18 protein-coding genes are annotated in these 17,591 nt (G+C 57.9%); 9 read left to right on the top strand and 9 right to left on the bottom strand.

Translation table 11 applies throughout. The annotated features are described in order from the left end of the window. Positions 1 to 22: 22 nt before the first annotated feature. The gene (locus tag RMR16_RS24265) at positions 23 to 187 is read right to left on the bottom strand and encodes a hypothetical protein (protein ID WP_320201844.1); all 165 of its coding nucleotides are present in this window, start codon (positions 185 to 187) and stop codon (positions 23 to 25) included. Between the two features lie 144 nt (positions 188 to 331). After that, positions 332 to 976, bottom strand: coding sequence for a TetR/AcrR family transcriptional regulator (locus tag RMR16_RS24260; RefSeq protein WP_320201843.1), 645 nt, complete (start codon positions 974 to 976; stop codon positions 332 to 334). A gap of 119 nt (positions 977 to 1,095) precedes the next feature. Here RMR16_RS24260 and RMR16_RS24255 point away from each other — a divergent pair, with 119 nt between their 5' ends. Further along, a complete protein-coding gene (locus RMR16_RS24255) occupies positions 1,096 to 1,971 on the top strand; it encodes an SDR family oxidoreductase (RefSeq protein WP_320201842.1) in 876 nt (291 codons plus the stop codon). Between the two features lie 90 nt (positions 1,972 to 2,061). After that, entirely contained in the window at positions 2,062 to 2,796 is a 735-nt protein-coding gene (locus RMR16_RS24250) for an NADPH-dependent F420 reductase (RefSeq protein ID WP_432355542.1), read from the top strand. Between the two features lie 350 nt (positions 2,797 to 3,146). Here the strand turns inward: RMR16_RS24250 and RMR16_RS24245 are convergent, their stop codons facing one another. From RMR16_RS24245 to RMR16_RS24225, 5 genes are all read right to left on the bottom strand, one after another. Next, positions 3,147 to 4,310 (bottom strand): mandelate racemase/muconate lactonizing enzyme family protein, encoded by a 1,164-nt coding sequence (locus RMR16_RS24245; protein WP_320201840.1) that lies wholly within the window; start codon positions 4,308 to 4,310, stop codon positions 3,147 to 3,149. 307 nt (positions 4,311 to 4,617) lie between these two features. Next, the gene (locus tag RMR16_RS24240; RefSeq protein WP_320201839.1) at positions 4,618 to 5,706 is read right to left on the bottom strand and encodes a tartrate dehydrogenase; all 1,089 of its coding nucleotides are present in this window, start codon (positions 5,704 to 5,706) and stop codon (positions 4,618 to 4,620) included. Between the two features lie 12 nt (positions 5,707 to 5,718). Next, the gene (locus tag RMR16_RS24235) at positions 5,719 to 7,224 is read right to left on the bottom strand and encodes a tripartite tricarboxylate transporter permease (protein WP_320201861.1); all 1,506 of its coding nucleotides are present in this window, start codon (positions 7,222 to 7,224) and stop codon (positions 5,719 to 5,721) included. A gap of 6 nt (positions 7,225 to 7,230) precedes the next feature. Further along, positions 7,231 to 7,683 (bottom strand): tripartite tricarboxylate transporter TctB family protein, encoded by a 453-nt coding sequence (locus tag RMR16_RS24230; RefSeq protein WP_320201838.1) that lies wholly within the window; start codon positions 7,681 to 7,683, stop codon positions 7,231 to 7,233. A gap of 51 nt (positions 7,684 to 7,734) precedes the next feature. Beyond that, on the bottom strand, positions 7,735 to 8,700 hold the full coding sequence (locus tag RMR16_RS24225; protein WP_320201837.1) for a tripartite tricarboxylate transporter substrate-binding protein: 966 nt from the start codon (positions 8,698 to 8,700) through the stop codon (positions 7,735 to 7,737). Positions 8,701 to 8,825: 125 nt separating this feature from the next. On the opposite strand from RMR16_RS24225, the gene RMR16_RS24220 reads away from it, so the two are divergent. Together RMR16_RS24220 and RMR16_RS24215 are read left to right on the top strand one after the other, a co-directional pair. Beyond that, positions 8,826 to 9,737 (top strand): LysR substrate-binding domain-containing protein, encoded by a 912-nt coding sequence (locus RMR16_RS24220; protein ID WP_320201836.1) that lies wholly within the window; start codon positions 8,826 to 8,828, stop codon positions 9,735 to 9,737. A 281-nt stretch (positions 9,738 to 10,018) separates the two neighbouring features. Further along, the gene (locus RMR16_RS24215) at positions 10,019 to 11,059 is read left to right on the top strand and encodes an alpha/beta hydrolase fold domain-containing protein (RefSeq protein WP_432355539.1); all 1,041 of its coding nucleotides are present in this window, start codon (positions 10,019 to 10,021) and stop codon (positions 11,057 to 11,059) included. A 232-nt stretch (positions 11,060 to 11,291) separates the two neighbouring features. Here RMR16_RS24215 and RMR16_RS24210 read toward each other — a convergent pair whose 3' ends face one another. Further along, complete coding sequence (locus RMR16_RS24210) at positions 11,292 to 11,870, bottom strand: TetR/AcrR family transcriptional regulator (protein ID WP_320201834.1); 579 nt, start codon at positions 11,868 to 11,870, stop codon at positions 11,292 to 11,294. A gap of 128 nt (positions 11,871 to 11,998) precedes the next feature. On the opposite strand from RMR16_RS24210, the gene RMR16_RS24205 reads away from it, so the two are divergent. The 5 genes from RMR16_RS24205 (at position 11,999) to RMR16_RS24185 (ending at position 16,682) form a co-directional block, all read left to right on the top strand. Continuing rightward, positions 11,999 to 13,321: an NtaA/DmoA family FMN-dependent monooxygenase gene (locus tag RMR16_RS24205; RefSeq protein WP_320201833.1), complete on the top strand. Its 1,323-nt coding sequence runs from the start codon at positions 11,999 to 12,001 to the stop codon at positions 13,319 to 13,321. Between the two features lie 35 nt (positions 13,322 to 13,356). Continuing rightward, positions 13,357 to 14,097: an NADPH-dependent F420 reductase gene (locus RMR16_RS24200; protein ID WP_320201832.1), complete on the top strand. Its 741-nt coding sequence runs from the start codon at positions 13,357 to 13,359 to the stop codon at positions 14,095 to 14,097. A 69-nt stretch (positions 14,098 to 14,166) separates the two neighbouring features. Then, the gene (locus tag RMR16_RS24195; protein ID WP_432355536.1) at positions 14,167 to 14,913 is read left to right on the top strand and encodes an NADPH-dependent F420 reductase; all 747 of its coding nucleotides are present in this window, start codon (positions 14,167 to 14,169) and stop codon (positions 14,911 to 14,913) included. A gap of 89 nt (positions 14,914 to 15,002) precedes the next feature. Then, positions 15,003 to 15,752 carry an SDR family NAD(P)-dependent oxidoreductase gene (locus tag RMR16_RS24190; RefSeq protein ID WP_320201831.1) on the top strand — a complete coding sequence of 250 codons (750 nt, stop codon included), beginning with the start codon at positions 15,003 to 15,005 and terminating at the stop codon, positions 15,750 to 15,752. A 144-nt stretch (positions 15,753 to 15,896) separates the two neighbouring features. Then, entirely contained in the window at positions 15,897 to 16,682 is a 786-nt protein-coding gene (locus RMR16_RS24185) for an NADPH-dependent F420 reductase (RefSeq protein WP_320201830.1), read from the top strand. A 26-nt stretch (positions 16,683 to 16,708) separates the two neighbouring features. Here RMR16_RS24185 and RMR16_RS24180 read toward each other — a convergent pair whose 3' ends face one another. Further along, positions 16,709 to 17,584 carry an AraC family transcriptional regulator gene (locus tag RMR16_RS24180; protein ID WP_320201829.1) on the bottom strand — a complete coding sequence of 292 codons (876 nt, stop codon included), beginning with the start codon at positions 17,582 to 17,584 and terminating at the stop codon, positions 16,709 to 16,711. Positions 17,585 to 17,591 lie beyond the last annotated feature (7 nt).

The raw sequence follows: 17,591 nt of genomic DNA, 5'->3' as shown, positions 1-17,591 counted from the left end.
GCATATTTGGCGGGACGGAAGTTCATTGCGTTGCGATTGGGGGGGGCGCGATGAGTTCGCCGCGGAGTTGCCTGTTATGTCTGCCGACGTCGCGCATCGTCGCGACGACATTATGTCGAGGCCGGGCAAGTTCCAGCTTCGTGAGCTTCCCGTTCGCGCCGGCCGCGACCGCCACCTTGTTGCTCATGCGTCTTCCCGTCACTGTTGGATAATCGAGTCTGGACATATATGTCTGTCTATATATTGGACTTTTTATACATTCGGTGGATGGGCATGGGAAAGCATGGCACGCAGCCATTGTCCAATCTTCAGGATGTTCGGCTTGACTGTCTCAGTCTCTTTCCGATGTCGACGCCACAGTAATCTCGTTCTCGAGCAACAACCGAGCGGCATCGCGGTTGGCTTCGACAATTCCCTCGCTTGGCATGGATTGAGCGACGACGAAAGATCCCTGAACCAGCGATAGGACTTGGATAACGGCTCGCTCAGGGTTCTTCAAACCCAGCGGCTCAATGAGCCGCGTAACTAATTCATGTAATTCTTTGTAATAGTCGGCAATGGTCGCCTGTACTTCTGGTGTGTTTGCCTCAGGTCCAAATTCTGCCAGCCCTCTTGAAAACGAACAACCGCGGAATGTAGGCGCACGGAGAGGTTCATCAATTGCGTCGAAGATTGTAAGGACGCGCTCGATGGCTGACAGGCCAGGCTTTTCCGCCGCCGCTGCAAACATCTCAAAACCAATGGTTTTTTTATCACGGAGATACGTCGCGATCAGGGAGGCCTTTGACGGGAAGTGCTTGTAAAAAGTCATCTTCGCCACGTCGCTCTCTGCTATGATGCGATCTATCCCGACTGAGTGAACGCTGAGCCGATAAAACAGATCGGAGGCAGTCTTCAATATCCGCTCTCTTGGGGAAAGGCCCTCGAGCGACTGGCGCTCCAACTCCACGATTTCAGGCATGCTGCCCTTCTGCATTTGGCATCTCCTATTCATCATCTCAAGGTGGACAGACTATTCTGTATTTTTCCCTATTGCAAGTACATACAGGTCTGTATATTGAAGGGACGTCATTTTTCAAAAAAGAGAGTTTTGCGATGAGCGGAAAAGTTGTGGTTGTGACGGGTGCGAGCAGCGGCTTCGGGAACCTTACGGTGCTCGAGTTGGCGAGACGGGGGCATACGGTGGTTGCGACCATGCGAGACGTCGAGGGGCGAAACGCTCGGGTGCGCAAGGATCTCATTGACGCTGCGACAACTGAAGGACATGTGCTGCACGTTCTGGAGATGGATGTTGCCGACGAGGTTTCCGTTAATTCAACGGTCGATAAGGTCGTAAGAGAGCACGGAAAGATCGATGTCCTCGTCAACAATGCCGGATTGATGCCTGTCGGGATCACGGAAGCCTACACGGTTGCTGACATCGAACGGCTGTTTGCGGTCAATTTCTTTGGCGCTGTACGTGCGGACCGGGCCGTTCTTCCTCATATGCGCGCTGCTGGCAGCGGGCTCCTTGTCCACGTCACATCCCTGATGGGCCGGGTGGTGTTCCCCTTTTTCGGAACCTACTCAGCAAGCAAGTTCGCGCTGGAGGCACTTGCCGAGGCATATCGTTACGAGCTGAAGGGCTTTGGTATTGACTCCGTCATTGTCGAGCCCGGGCCATTCCCGAGCAACCTCATCTCGGCGAGCCCTGAGCCATCGGACCATGCTGTTATTGCATCCTACGGTGAGATCGCGGCAATCCCAGGCCAAATCAAGGCGCACGCTAACGACGGAGACGATGCCAACCCACCCCGTCCTCAGCGCGTTGCCGTTTCCATCGCAGAGTTGATCGAAGCGACTGAGCGACGCCCGTTGCGAACCGTCGTTATGCCTGAAGGCTTAGACTTTGGTATCCATCAACTGAATGAGGCGGTCCGCCCCATTCAGAACGGTATGCTCACCTCGTTCGGCATGTCGGACATGCTCTGACCACGGTGGCCGATGCGGCTCTCGCCGCCCTTCGGAACACCCTTCAAAAATTTCGCAAATCCCGCGAATGAACAGGAACAAGGAAAAATCATGAAAATCGGAATTATCGGAGCAGGAATGGTCGGCGCAAATCTGGCACGGATCTTGGCAAAGGCCGGCCATGACGTGAAGCTGGCCAACTCGAAGGGACCGGAAACCCTCAAGGACATCGTTGACGGCATGGCAATTGCTGCTGTCACGCGTGACGAAGCGGTCAAGGATGTGGAGGTAATTATCCTTTCCGTACCATTTGATCGAAATCCGGAACTCGCACCTGTGCTTGCCGCTGTTCCCGCAGGCGTCATCGTCGTCGATACGTCCAACTACTATCCAATGCGGGACGGCATGATTAAAGAGGTACAAGAAGGAAAACTGGAAACCGTCTGGGCCAGCGAGCAGATCGGAAAGCCTCTCGTGAAAGCCTGGAACGCGCTCCTGTCTTTCACTCTCGCCGACTGCGGCGCGAAACGTGGCGCGGCTTCCAGATTGGCCATACCGATCGCTGGAGATGATGCCGCTGCTAAAGCTGTGGTATCGGGTCTCGTTAATGACACTGGCTTCGATGTCGTGGATGCCGGCCCGCTATCGGATTCCTGGCGTTTCCAGCCGGGAAGCCCCGCCTATTGCACGGAACTCGATGCAGCCGGTCTGACGAAAGCACTTTCGTCTGTCGACAAGACCCGCCTTCCTCACAACCTTGAACTCATCACGCAAGGGATTGTCGATGGAAGCGTTGCATTCGAACGCGAAGCCATGGTCGCCAGCATTCGCAAAATCACAAGCTGAACGTAAGCCATAGAACCGAGCGTTCTATAACGGCAAACAACATATAAGACCGCAGAGGCGGCAGAGTGTTTCCGCCTCTGCTTAGGCGCCATACGAGAGGTAGGTCGCAAACATGGGGTCGCATGTTAACGGTCGTTTCATGACACCCATTTCGTCGCTGACTACATCCCATTCTCGGCAGGCAGCTGTCGATCAACTTGATGAGGCGGCAATACAATTGTGGGTCGCCTCATGATGTCGCACATGGACGTGGTGCTCAGCCAATCCTCACGTATGCCGCATGTCATCGGTAATTGTTTGCGGCGCCGATTGTTAATGCGGGAGTCGCGTGCCACTCCCCAGAGACTTCATTACTCGGCGAGTTCGCGCATGACCTTGATCAGGTCGGATTTGCCTTCGAAGCCGATGCCCGGCAGTTCCGGCATTGTGATGTGGCCGTCGATAACCTTGACGCCGTCCGGGAAGCCGCCATAGGGCTGGAAGAGATCCGGATAGCTCTCGTTACCGCCCAGCCCAAGGCCGGCGGCAATATTGAGCGACATCTGGTGGCCGCCGTGAGGGATACAACGCGACGGTGACCAACCGAACTGGCGCAGCACGTCCAGCGTGCGCAGGTACTCGACGAGACCGTAGGACAGGGCGCAGTCAAACTGCAGGAAGTCGCGGTCAGAACGCATGCCGCCGTAGCGCAGCAGGTTACGGGCATCCTGATGGGAGAAGAGGTTCTCTCCGGTCGCCATCGGGGCATCGTAGAATTCCGAGATCGCCGCCTGCAGAGCATAGTCGAGGGGATCGCCGATTTCCTCGTACCAGAACAGAGGGTAATCGCGTAGCATCTTGGCGTAGGCGATCCCGTTCTCCAGATCGAAGCGACCGTTGGCGTCGACGGCCAGACGTGCCTCAGAACCGATCTCTTCCAGCACGGACTCGATACGGCCCCGGTCTTCGTCAATCGAGGCTCCCCCGATCTTCATCTTGACTACATTGTAGCCTCGGTCGAGATAGCTTCGCATCTCCTTGCGCAGCGCGCTATTGTCCTTGCCGGGATAATAGTAGCCGCCTGCGGCGTAAACGAAGACCTTCGGGTTCGCTTCACGGCCCTTCATATCGGCCAACATGCGGAACAGAGGTTTGCCTTCAATCTTCGCGACCGCATCCCAGATCGCCATGTCGAGCGTTCCGACGGCGACCGAGCGCTCTCCATGGCCGCCGGGCTTTTCATTCATCATCATAGTCGACCAGATCTTGTGCGGATCGAGGTTGGTGCCCTCATCGTTGATCAGGCTGTTCGGGTCTGCCTGCAGGATGCGGTCCTTGAACCGCTCGCGGATCAAGCCGCCCTGGCCATAACGGCCGTTCGAGTTGAAACCATAGCCAACGACCCGACGGCCGTCCTTCACAACATCGGTGACAACGGCGACGAGGCTCGCCGTCATCTTCGAGAAGTCGATATAGGCGTTGCGGATGGGCGAAGCGATTGGTTTGGTGACTTCGCAGACGTCGATGATACGCATTTTAACCTCTGTTTTAGTTTAAAATAGATAGCGAATGGTGGCGTTCCGCCGCAACTTCATAGCGATCGGACGACCGGACTGTTGCCTCCTTGGTAGCCAGGCGGGGCTGCAAATTCCAATGCTCTGACGATTTATATTGGTGCCATTTCGGCATTGCCATTCGCAACGAGGCGGCCGAAGACTTTGCTGAGAACTACAGATTACTCGAGGTTAATGGCTTTGTTCACCTTCACGGAATCGCATATTCCAATGCAAATTCAGCTTCATGGATCTGTTGCTGGCACATTCACTGCTACAGAAATGCATATTACCCGAGACTGTCCGCAACGGCCTTTCCGCACGTTACGGTGTCCGCCTTGCCGCCCAGGTCGCGTGTCCGCGGCCTCTCATCGGCGAGAACCGTTTCGATGCCTGCCATGACGGCCGCGCTTGCTTCATGCTCTCCGAGATGATCCAGCATCATCGCTGCCGACCATATCTGTCCGATCGGATTTGCAATGCCCTGCCCCGCGATGTCCGGCGCCGTCCCGTGGACGGGTTCGAATAGGGAGGGGAATTTCCGCTCAGGGTTGATGTTCCCCGAGGGGGCGATTCCGATCGTGCCCGTGCAGGCCGGACCGAGATCAGACAGGATATCGCCGAACAGGTTCGATGCCACAACCACGTCGAAACGATCCGGGTTGAGCACGAAATGGGCGCAGAGAATGTCGATATGATATTTGTCCCAGGCGATATCCGGATAGGACTTCGCCATCTCTTCGACCCTCTCATCCCAATAGGGCATAGAGATGGAGATGCCGTTCGATTTGGTTGCTGACGTCAGCCGCTTGCGAGGCCGGGTCTGGGCAAGATCGAAGGCGAACTTGAGGATCCGATCGACGCCGATGCGCGTCATGACCGTTTCCTGCAGCACCGTTTCACGCTCGGTTCCGGGAAAAATGCGCCCGCCGACCGAGGAGTATTCGCCTTCGGTGTTCTCGCGCACGACGTAGAAGTCAATATCGCCGGGTCCTCTGCCGGCGAGCGGCGAGGTCACGCCCGGCATCAGCCGCACGGGCCGCAGGCTCACATACTGGTCGAACTCGCGCCGGAACTGAATGAGCGAGCCCCAGAGCGAGATATGATCGGGAACGACGTCCGGCCAGCCAACCGCACCGAAGAAGATCGCGTCATGGTTGCCGATCTGCGCCTTCCAGTCATCAGGCATCATCTGCCCGTGCTTGACGTAGTAGTCGCAGGAGGCAAAGTCGAATGTGTCGATCCGGAGTTCGAAGCCGAATTTCTTCGATGCCGCTTCAAGAACCCGCAGGCCTTCCGGCACGACTTCCTTGCCGATGCCGTCTCCCGCAATAGAAGCGATTTTGTGGATGCGGTTGGTTCTTTTTTCCAAAGTCATGCTCCAATTCGATCAGTCTTCCTCGACGAAGACCTGGTTGCGACGTCTCGCGATGTTAGGAAGAAAGGCTACAATCAGCACGATGAGGGCAACCGTCAGAAGTCCTGCGCTGATCGGCCGGGTAAAGAAGACGGAAACGTCACCGTGCGAAATCGTCATCGCTCGTCGCAGATGTTCTTCCAGCAGGGGGCCAAGGACGAAGCCCAACAGCATGGGCGCAGGCTCGAAATCCAGTTTGGACAACGCGTAACCGAACACCCCGAACGCGGCCATCACATAGAGATCGAACGTGTTGGAGTTCACGCTGTAGACGCCAATCGAGGCGAAGGCGAGGATCGCCGGAAACAGCACCGTGTAGGGAACCGTCAGAAGCTTCACCCACAGGCCGATCAACGGCAGATTGAGGATGACGAGAAGCAGGTTGCCGATCCACATCGAGGCGATGAGGCCCCAGAACAGAACCGGTTGCTCGGTCGCGACTTGCGGTCCAGGCACGATACCCTGGATGATCATCGCGCCGATCATCAGCGCCATGACGGGATTGGCGGGCACGCCAAGGGTTAGCATCGGTATGAACGACGTCTGTGCCCCTGCATTGTTTGCAGCCTCTGGTCCCGCCACACCCTCGATCGCGCCATTGCCGAAGCGCTCCGGCGTCTTGGAAATTTTCTTCTCCAGAGCATAGGATGCGAAGGACGCCAGGATGGCGCCGCCTCCCGGAAGAACGCCAAGCGCAGATCCCAACAGCGTGCCGCGGCATGCCGGCCCGATCATCGCCTTGAAATCTGCACGGCTCGGCCAGAGGCCTGCAACGCGGCTGACGACGGCGGTTCGCTCGATCGTCGTTTCGAGATTGCGCAGGATTTCGGCAATCCCAAAGAGACCAACGGCGACGGCGACGAAGTTCAGACCGTCCGCCAGTTCCGGTCGGCCAAGCGTGAAACGCATCGCCCCCGTATTAATGTCCGTTCCGACAAGCCCAAAAACGAGGCCTATTGAGACCATTGCGATCGTCTTCAGCACCGATCCGCGCGCCAGAACGATGGAGGCAGCGAGCCCGAGCACCATCAGACCGAAATATTCCGGCGACCCGAACTTCAGCGCGATCGTTGTCAAGGGCGGCGCAAGAGCGGCCACGACGACGGTCGCGATGGTGCCGGCAAAGAAGGAACTGAGAGCCGCAGCTGCAAGCGCCGGCCCTGCCCTGCCCTGCCGGGCCATCTGGTATCCATCTAGAGCTGTCACGGCCGACGAGGATTCGCCCGGCAGATTGATCAGGATCGCGGTCGTCGAGCCGCCATACTGCGCGCCGTAATATATGCCAGCAAGCATGATCAGGGATGTCTCGGGCGAAAGAGACAAGGTGATCGGCAGCAGCATGGCAATCGTCGCCGTTGGGCCGATTCCCGGGAGAACACCGACCAGCGTTCCGAGTAGTGTGCCAACGAAACAGAAGAGAATATTGTAAGGCGTCAGAGCCGCGCTTAGGCCCATCCCTAGATTTCCGATAAGGTCCATCATAGCTTAAGCTCCCAACCAAGGGCCGATAAGACGGACGGGAAGCCCGAGGCCATAATAGAACACAGCCAGACAGAAGACGGTGATGCCGAGCGTGATGGCGAGAACGACGAGCGGTCTCTGCCCGGTCGCCGCGGTTGCCGCAGACAATGAAGTGAGCGCCACTGCCGGCACAAACCCCATTCCTCTAACAGTCAGGCCGAACAGGATAGGCGCAACGATAATGGCGACGACGGCCCGCAAGGGTGCGATCTGCGGGTGAAAGGCTTCAGTGTCCCTCAGAGCCTTGATTCCGATAACGACGCCGATCACGGTAATGACGATCGACAGGATCAGAGGGAAATAGCCGGGGCCCATTCTGAGCGCGGATCCGACATCCATTGTAAATATGGATGAAATGCCGAACCCGATCCCGACAGCCAGCAGCGTGCCGGAGGCGGCAATATTCTTGATATCCATAGAAGCCCTCCGTTCGACTGCGGGCTTTACCCCGTAGCCGAACCATCATCGTTAATCTGCGAAATGTCCGGCAGCTTTGATGATGGGATCCCATCGCTTGATTTCGCTATCGAGCTTGGTACGGAGCGCCTCCTGGGTCGCCTGGTCCTTCGTCGCAGGCATAGTAGCGATCTGCGCGAAGCGTTCCTTCAGGACGGCGTCGTCCATTGCGGCCTGGAGTGCCGACGTCAGCTTGTCAAGGACGTCCTTCGGAGTGCCCTTGGGTGCATACACGCCATGCCAGACGCCGACTTTAAATTCGGGCAATCCGGCCTCTGTGGTCGTTGGCACATCTGGCAGCGTTTCAGCGCGTGCGTCACTGGTGATCGCATATGCCTTCACCTGCTTCTGCGTGATCGGACCGACCGTGTTCGTCGCCTGGTCACAGGTCATATCGATCTGGCCGCCGAGCAAATCCGTCATGATCGGGCCGTTTCCCTTGTACGGAACGGTCGTCATCTGGGTTCCGATGGTTGACATGAACAACGTGCCGCAGAGGTGGGACGCAGCTCCGATCCCGGCATGGGCATAGGTTACCTTGTTACCGTTCTGTTTGATGTAGGCGACGAGTTCCTGAAACGTCGAAGCCGGGAACTCGTTGCGCGCAATCACAGTCATTGCAGCATCGCTGACGAGACCGATCGGCTCGAAAGCTTCTGTCGGTTTGTAGGGTAGCTGTCTGTAGAGTGCGGGAGCGGTCGCCATACCGATATGATGAACGAGGATCGTATAGCCGTCCGGATCCGCGTCTGCCACACGCCGGGCACCAATCGTTCCACCTGCACCCGCAACGTTCTCAACGACGATCTGCTTGCCGAGCGACTTTGACATCGCGTCTGCGGTAAGCCGGGCGATGGTATCGGTCGGTCCGCCCGCTGCGTATGGGACCACCATGAATATATTGCGTTCGGGGTAGTCTGCAGCAAAAACCGGGGTGACGGATAGTGTAAATACAGCTATGATCGAAAGTAACTTCATTGTCTTCCTCCCATTTGCCGTCGTCTCCAACAACGGCACTCCTCAATGCAACACAGTCGCGAACAAGCGATTGACGGTCCAATGCCGTTTCGGCTTCAATTGATGCCGTAAGTGATGAGGATGAGATGGATACTGCCTGGCTTTTAGATCTGCGAGCACTCGCCGACACCCTCAATTTCTCAAGGGCAGCGGAGGTGCGCAACATTACCCAGCCCGCTTTTGGTAGACGGATAAAGGCCCTTGAAGATTGGAGCGGATCGGTTCTGGTCGACCGTTCGACGCACCGCATCAGGATTACGCCCGCGGGTGAAATCATGCTGGTTGCCGCGAAAGATATTCTCCAAAGGATCGAGAGGGCAACCCAGGACCTGAACCAGGAACGGTCCGCCACTGCGACCCTGACATTTGCGGCGACGCACGCTTTGTCGTTCACCTTTTTTCCCAGTTGGGTCCAGAGTCTGGGTTCTTCGGTGGCGACTGTCCCGATCCGGCTCCTTTCGGATAATATGAACGAGTGTGAAAGGATGATGGCGGAAGGCCGAGCGCAGTTTCTCCTTTGCCATTTCCATCCAAACAGCGAAATCCGCTTGCATGAATCGGATTTCAAGCACGTGGAACTCGCCACGGACGTTCTTCTTCCAGTCGCGAGCAAAGGTGAGGATGGCTTGCCGATCCATAGATTACCCGGCACGTCTGAGGCTCCCGTTCCTCACGTGTCATTCGACGAGAAGTCAGGCATGGGTCGGATACTTGCCGCCAACCTGCCACACACCGAATTGCATCTCGTTCGCGTGTTCACATCTCATTTGGCCATGGTCTTGAAAGCGCTGGCACTCGAAGGGAAAGGCGTTGCCTGGATACCACGCAGCCTCGCGAATTTCGAGCTGGAGCATGAAGGAAAGCTTGCAATCGCCGGCGACGAGAAATGGATGGTTCCGGTCAAGATCGTGCTGATCCGACCCAGGAACCGGATGACTGAATTGGCCGAGAAATTCTGGACAACGGTCGAAAGCGCGTCGAAACGAAAGCCAGTTTGATGAAGGACGCTCGAAGTTGGGACGATCCGCAAGTCTTTGGGCGAGTACGACGATCTGGAGACTCGAAGCCCTTTCGAAAATTCCGACGTGGTCAAATTACACATCGTTAATTTTACGCTTTACCGAGATTCAGTTAGGAGAGGAACGATTAGATCTGAGCTCTCTATATCCCAAACAGCGAGCGCCGCAATACGCGGCTTCGCGCCGCAGGATCAAGTGCCTCGTCCCTTCCAGTGTTTTGAACTTTGAAAAATCCAGCACTTATTTAAGGAGAAATTGACATGAAGCCTGTCCCCCTACTCATTGGCACATTAATGTTAGGAGTATCGATGCTGACGACCACCCTTGCCCAAGCTGATGATAAAACGTCGCTTCCCGGCTACGCGGAAGGTGCGCAGGTCGTTCGCGTGGAAAAGACGCAAGGCCAAATCGATCAGATCAGCGGTGTCGTTTATACGCAAATCAAGCAGGTTCGAGCCGTTACCCAGCTAGAGATGTCGCTGCTCGTGCCGCGGAACAACGATCTGAAGCCGGCGATCGTTTATTTTCCGGGCGGCGGTTTTATCTCGGCGGATCATGAGAAATTCATCGAACTGCGCATGGCGCTTGCCCAGGCGGGGTTCGTGGTCGCAGCCGCGCAATACCGCACGGTTCCCAACAAATATCCGGCACTTGTCGAGGATGGCAAGGCGGCTATCCGCTATCTGCGCGAACACGCCAGCGAGTACGGTATCGATCCTGCCCGCATCGGCGTGCTCGGGGATTCCGCTGGTGGATATGTATCGCAGATGATGGGCATGACGAATGGCGAGAAGGCCTTCGACAAGGGGCAGTTTCTCGATAAATCCTCCGACGTTCAGGCAGCTGTGACAATGTACGGCATCTCCAATCTGCTTGAAATCGGCGACGGGTTTCCGGAAGCGATCGCCAAGGTGCATACGTCTCCTGCTGTGACTGAAGCGCTGCTAGTGAACGGCACGGCTTTTGCGGATTTTCCCGGCGCATCGATCGGTAGCAATCCCGAAAAGGCGTTGCAAGCAAGCCCCATGGGTCATGTTGCCGGCAACAAGCCACCGTTCCTCATCATGCATGGAAGCGCCGATACGCTCGTGTCGCCTCGTCAAAGCGTGCAGCTCTACGAAACATTGAAGAGCAAGGGCGACAAGGTCGAATATGTTCTCGTCGAAGGCGCCGGTCATGGTGATCTGACCTGGTATCAGCCGCAGATCATCGATCGGGTGGTCGAGTGGTTCACGGCAACTTTGGGTGGTCCTATCAAGAGCAGTAAAAGCGAACCGGCTTCCAACGCTGGCAATCTTTAAAGGCCTCACCACACCGGCCTTAAGTTTGCGGTCGCGCATGGACAGCCTTTGATCAGCCGTTGATCCAGCATTTACGGCGCGTGCGCGACGCGAGCAATCATCCGACATTTTAAGCCGACATGGAGCACCCGGCGTCATGTCGACCCCGTGACGCAGCGCTTGAAGCGTCATGTCAGGTTCTCAACGGCCGCTTCGGCCAACGCGAATAGAAAGTTGCTCCAAACTGCCAGTGCTACTTTGGTTGTAGCCAGCCGTCTCGCAGGACGTCGCGAAGCACGTGTCGTGTATCCGCCTTCGCGACCATAGACCCGCTTGCCCAGGCAATTGCCAATGCGCCCAGAAAGACATCCCTGCCGGTGACTGTTCTTCGTGCTGATCCCGCTTGCTGTGCAGCACTCAGTATTCGTTCCGTCGTCGCAATGACCGTGTCGCAAGTCGGGGTAAGGGGCGAGTCTTTACTGCAAGCAGCCCGGAGTGGCTCGGCCAAGCCTTCATAAGCCATCATCCAGTCTCCCAATGCATCAATCCAGCGCTCCAATACGCGCGCTGGGTTCGACTCATGTTCTTCGATCTCGATGCGACGAATGTCCAGTGCCTCATAGTGATCGACGAGCAGCGCGGCCAGTAAAGCGTCCTTGTTGGGAAAGTGGCGATAAAGCGTGCCCGGTCCCACCCCTGCCAGCTTCGCCACAGCATCCATGGAAACATCAACACCATCGCTTCTGAAGGCTTGTCGCGCCACATCGAGAATATGCGCTCTGTTCTGTTGGACGTCTCTCCCGCGCCGCGGCGGTTTTGGCAAATCTTGCATTCTGACTTTCGACCCTTGAACATCGGAGAGTCTCTCCGTATATGCAGATCATATCGGAGACACTCTCCACATATATGTTCTGTCGGGCCCCTTTAACAGATGGTTCCCGTCAGGGAAAAGAGAATACGATGAGCAAACAGATGATAATTGGCATGCATCTGGGCAATGGATACGGGAACCTGCCGGGAGCCTGGCGTGCCTCGACGGTCGATCCCAGGAGTTACACCAGTTTCGATGCGAAGGTACGGCACGCCCAGGCGGCCGAACGCGGAAAGCTTCAGTTCCTCTTCCTGCCGGATGGTCCGACACATGTCGGCGACATCGAGAACGAGCCACCCAATTTCAATCTCGACGTCATGGTCGCCTTGGCGGCTGTCGCGTGCGCGACCGACCGGATCGGCCTTGTCGCAACGGGATCGACCACGTTTAATGAACCCTTCAACCTCGCCCGCCAGTTCAAGGCGCTGGACGTCTTGAGCCATGGACGAACGGGTTGGAACGCCGTCACGTCAAGTGGAGAAGATGTCGCAGCGAATTACGGCCGTCGCCTGCCGTCCAGCAAAGACCGGTACGGAAGGGCGCATGAGACAGTGCAGCTCGTCCAGGCACTCTGGGGCAGCTGGGGTCAGGATGCTTGGTTACACGATCAGGCAACCGGACGTTTCGCAAACGCCGAACAGATTGCTCCCATCAACATGGGCGGCTCGTTCGCCGCCTCGCGTGGGCCCTTGTACATCCCCCCGTCCGAACAGGGGCAACCCGTCATCTTCCACGCTGGCGGCAGTCCAAACGCCCTTGAACTCGCCGGTCGTTATGCCAACGGCGTCATTGGTGCCACATTCACAATTGGAGACGCACGTCGGCAGCGCACAGCGTTTCGTGACGCGGCTGAACGTGCTGGGCGCAGCCCGGACGAGATCAAATTTTTTGCCGGCCTTATGACGACGATCGCCAGCGATCGACGGGAAGGGCTAGATCGCCGGATTGCGTTAAGCGAGAGGACTTTTCCTCAACGCGCGGCATATCTCGGGCAGATGCTTGGCCTGCGCCTCGATCCTTCCCGGCTCGACGTGCCGTTATCGCTGGACCAACTGGCCAAAGCTCGCCCATCGCCGGGTGATCCGCGCTCAGAGCACGCGCTTAAAATCGCACGCGAAGGCTGGACCCTTCGCGACGTGCTTGCCCACGGCGTGATCGATTATCACCCTGTTATTGTCGGCCCCGCAGTTGAGGCTGCCGACCACATGCAAGAATGGTTCGAGGCAGACGCCGTCGATGGCTTCTGGGTGTCGCCGGACATCTACGAGGACGGAATCGACGCTTTCGTTGACGGCGTCGTGCCTATCCTCCAGGAGCGCGGGCTGTTTCACCGGGACTATGGAGGTTCCACGCTTCGCGATCATCTGGGCGCTCCCGCTCAGTACGGGATTGATCCACGCGTAATTCAATAACCCCAATCCACAAACAACAACTGAAAGGAAACAACATGAAAATCGGTATCATCGGCGCAGGAAACATTGGCGCCACGATCGCACGAAAGCTGGCAGCAGCTGGACATACCGTCAAGCTGGCGGGTTCGAAGGGTCCTGACGACATCCGCGACAAGGCGGGCGAAGTGGGCGCTGTCCCGGTCGCCGCACCGGATGCGGTCAAGGATGTCGAGGCGATCATACTCTCGATCCCGTTTGCGGAGATCCCCAAGGTAGCCGGCATCTTCGCGGACGTGCCGTCGGACGTGGTCGTGATCGACACTGGCAACTACTATCCCTTCCGCGACGGGAACATCGCGGAGGTCGATGGCGGCAAGCCGGAAAGCGTCTGGTCGAGCGAGCAACTGGGCCGACCTGTGGTCAAGGCGTTCAATGCGCTTCTCGCCGAAACGCTGGCGAATGGCGGCACTGCGGCGGGCACGACAGGCCGGATTGCGATCCCCGTCGCGGGCGACGATCTGCATGCCAAGGCGATCGCGCGGCAACTGGTCGACGAGACCGGTTTCGACACGCTGGATGCCGGCGGTCTCGCTGACTCCTGGCGTCAGCAGCCGGGCACGCCGGCCTACTGCACGGAACTGACGTTGCCCGAACTCAGAGACGCACTGTCCAAAGCCGACAAGGCGCGTGCACCGAAGAACCGTGACGCGCTCATCAAGAGCTTCATGGCGGAGACCTCACCCCTCAGCCACCAGCAGATCGTGACCCGCAATCGCGAAGTCACTGCTCCAAAGTAATCCTCAACGCGGATCGGGGTGCAGCGAGCACTGCTGCCTCCCGATTGTGTTCAAAAGGAAGGAAGAGACATGAAAATCGGAATTCTAGGCTCCGGCCACATCGGCAGAACTCTCGCTCGAAAGCTGGCCGCAGCCGGCCATGAGGTAAAAGTCGCCAACTCGCGCGGACCCGACACGATCGATTCAGATGCGCTCTCCACAGGCGCCCAGGCGGTCACCAGGGAGGAGGCCATCATCGGCGTCGAGGTCTTAATCCTCTCTATCCCCTTCATCGGCATTCCCGCGATCGCGCCGCTGGTCGCCGACCTTCCCGCCGAAACGGTTGTGATCGACACGTCGAACTATATCCCAGCGCGCGACGACAGGATCGCTGAGATCGAGAACGGGATGGCCGACAGCGTCTGGGTGACGGCACAACTCGGCCGTCCGATCGCCAAGGCGTGGAACTCAATCTATTCGGTTACGCTGGCGGAAAAGGGCAGGCCCGCCGGCGACCCCGACCGGATCGCGGCCCCGGTCGCGGCCGATCGCCCCCGCGACCGTGACGTGACGATGGCGCTGGTCGAGGACACCGGCTTCGACGGCTATGATGCCGGGCCGATCGCGGAATCGTGGCGGCAGCAAACCGGCTCGCCATCCTATTGCACCGAGGTCACGCTCGCCGAACTGTCGCAGGCTTTGGCATCGGCTGATCTCGCCCGATCGCGTAGGCGGTCGGACCTGGCCTCCAAGGTTTACCTCGAGCGCTTCGAAGCCGGTCACAATCCCGCCGGGGACTTCATCGTCCAGCTCTCGCGGCTTCTTTACGCGGTTTGAATAGCTCCGGGACGCACGGCAGGACGATGGGATGAACACTGCGACGACGATGCCGCACCCTCACGCGTGATCGAAAAGGAGAAAGACGAATGAACGGAATTATGGAAGGTAAGGTCGCCCTTATCACGGGCGCAGGCTCCGGGATCGCTGCGGCAGCGGCAAGGCTCTTTCACAAGGAAGGAGCACGTGTCGTGCTTGCGGATGTCAGCGGAAAAGAGGCCGATCTCGCCGCCGAACTTGGTGAGCGCGCGGTGGCTTGCTCGGCCGACGTCAGCAAAAGTAACGATGTCCAGGCGATGATCGACATGGCCATCACCGAGTTCGGGCAACTGGACATTCTGTGTAACGTCGCAGGTATTACAGGCCCACAGGGTTCGCTGGAAGATGCGCGCGAGGAAGACTTCGACAAAGTCATTGCGGTCAACATCCGCGGCTTGCTGCTTTCCATGAAATACGCACTTCCCCATCTCGTTGCGGGGAATGGCGGTGTCATCGTCAACATCTCGTCAGCCACGGCGCTCGTTGGAATGCCGGGCCTTGCCGTCTATTCAGCGACGAAGGGCGCTATTATCGCCACAACCCGCGTCATTGCCGCCGAATATGCGAGCAAGGGCGTTCGCGCCAATGTAATCTGCCCAGGTGGGATTGAAACTCCGATCTATCTGGAGCATCTGGCCAAGGATCCGGCGTCGGTGTACAAGACCGTAAGCCTCATCCCGGCGGGACGTGTCGGGAAGCCCGAGGAAATCGCACAGGCCATGCTGTTCCTCGCGTCAGACGCATCCTCCTACATGACCGGTGCAGTCGTTCCCGTTGATGGCGGCCAGACGGCCGTCTGAACACCGGGCCAATCTGACGCCTGCCCATACATCTCGTGTTTACCGAGACGCCCCGCCGAGACCGCTCGCTCCCAGTGCGAGCGTTCTCGGATGCTGGAACATGCAGAATTACGAATCACCACTCTCGAAGGAAAGGAAAGATTTATGAAAATCGCCATCATCGGAACTGGATTGATCGGAGCCAATCTCGCAAAGAAATGGGTGGCCGCAGGTCACTCTATCCGGATCTCCAACGACTTCGATCCCAGTGCTCTTGACAATCTGGCCAGCGAGACCGGCGCGCAGGCCGTGCCAGTAGCGGACGCCGTCAAGGACGTCGAGGTGATCGTCACCACGATCCCGCTCCATGCCATACCATCGCTGCCCGACGGCCTGTTCGACGCCGTTCCCGACGATGTCATTCTCGTCGATACCTCGAATTATTTCCCGGGGCGTGACCAAACGATCCCCGCCATCGAGGAAGGCATGGTGGAAAGCCAGTGGGTTGAGCAGCAGATCGGGCGTCCGGTCATTAAGGCGTTTAACAATCAGCTGGCCTACACCCAGGCGCACGAGGGAAAGCCGGCGGGCACAGCCGGCCGGATCGCCATGTCGGTTTACGGCGACGATAAGACAGCTAAAACGAAGGTCGTCGGCTTGATCAACGATCTGGGCTTCGACGGGATTGACGCTGGTCCGTTGGCGCAATCCTGGCGGCAGCAGCCAGGCACGCCTGCTTACTGCACCGAACTGACGGCACCAGAATTGGAGGCGGCGCTAGGCAGGGCTGTCAAGAGCAGATCACCCAAACTGCGAGATCTCTCGCTTAAGCATCTTGAGGCCTTTGGCGATGGGTTTCTAGCATCCCTTGGAAAGGGCGAATATACTCTCGGGTATACAAGCAAAGACATCGTTGAGATGTATCGCAGGCTCGAGTCGCAAGACATCTGAAATAGGATTTGGAAGTGGCACCGTTTCTATGCCTTAGCAGAGTCGGCGACTTTACGGTCGAAGTAGCGCGACGGCGTCGTTCCCAGGGCCTTCCGGAACATTGTAATAAAAGAGGTCGCAGACTCGTAGCCAAGCGCATCGGAGACTTGCTGTACGGGCACTCCGTCTGACAGCTTGGACAGCGCGACAAGCAAATGAAGCTGCTGCCGCCATCGGCCGAACGTCATCCCCGTTTCCCGGAAGACCAAGCGGGCCAGGGTTCGCTCGCTGGTCGCGGTGCGGCCGGACCATTCGGCAAGCGTGGTGCGGTCGCCCGGATGCGCCATCAGCGCCTCCTGTATCACCACCATCCTCGGATGGGACGAAACCGGGAGCTTCAGTCCGCCTGTCGGCATTCCCTCCAGTTCCTTCAACAGGACCTTCATCAGAAGAAGTTCGTGCTCGTCGGTGTCATTGCCTACGGTCGTGCCAACCAAGCGCAGCACTATCTCCCTCACCAATGGGGTGATCTCGAGGGTGCAACAATGATCGGGCAGGCAGGCGGCATCCTGCTTGACGAACAGGATGCATATGCGCGAGTGCGGCGATGCCGGGCTGCGGTGCCGAAGGCCGGCCGGAACCCACACGGCGCACCCGGTCGGTACGATCCATATCGAGCCGGGAACATGGCACATTACTGCACCGCTCAGCGCGATGATGAGTTGCCCACTCGCGTGCTGGTGCAGCGGCAGCTCAACCCAATCCTCGTCGTACCCGACAAGTAACGCCATCGCAGGTGTCGCGAATGCGACGTCCCACGCGGCTGCCGTCGGCGCCCGAACGGGTGCGATTGGCAGATTTTCGATATCGATTGTCATTTCGAAGCGTATCACGCCATTAATGGACGCGATACCAACAATCATGGCGGCG

Origin of the sequence: Agrobacterium sp. rho-13.3 (assembly GCF_033957765.2) — a bacterium.
Lineage (GTDB): Bacteria > Pseudomonadota > Alphaproteobacteria > Rhizobiales > Rhizobiaceae > Agrobacterium.
Note: the sequence above shows the minus strand (reverse complement) of the source record. Positions and strands in the feature narration are given on the sequence as shown.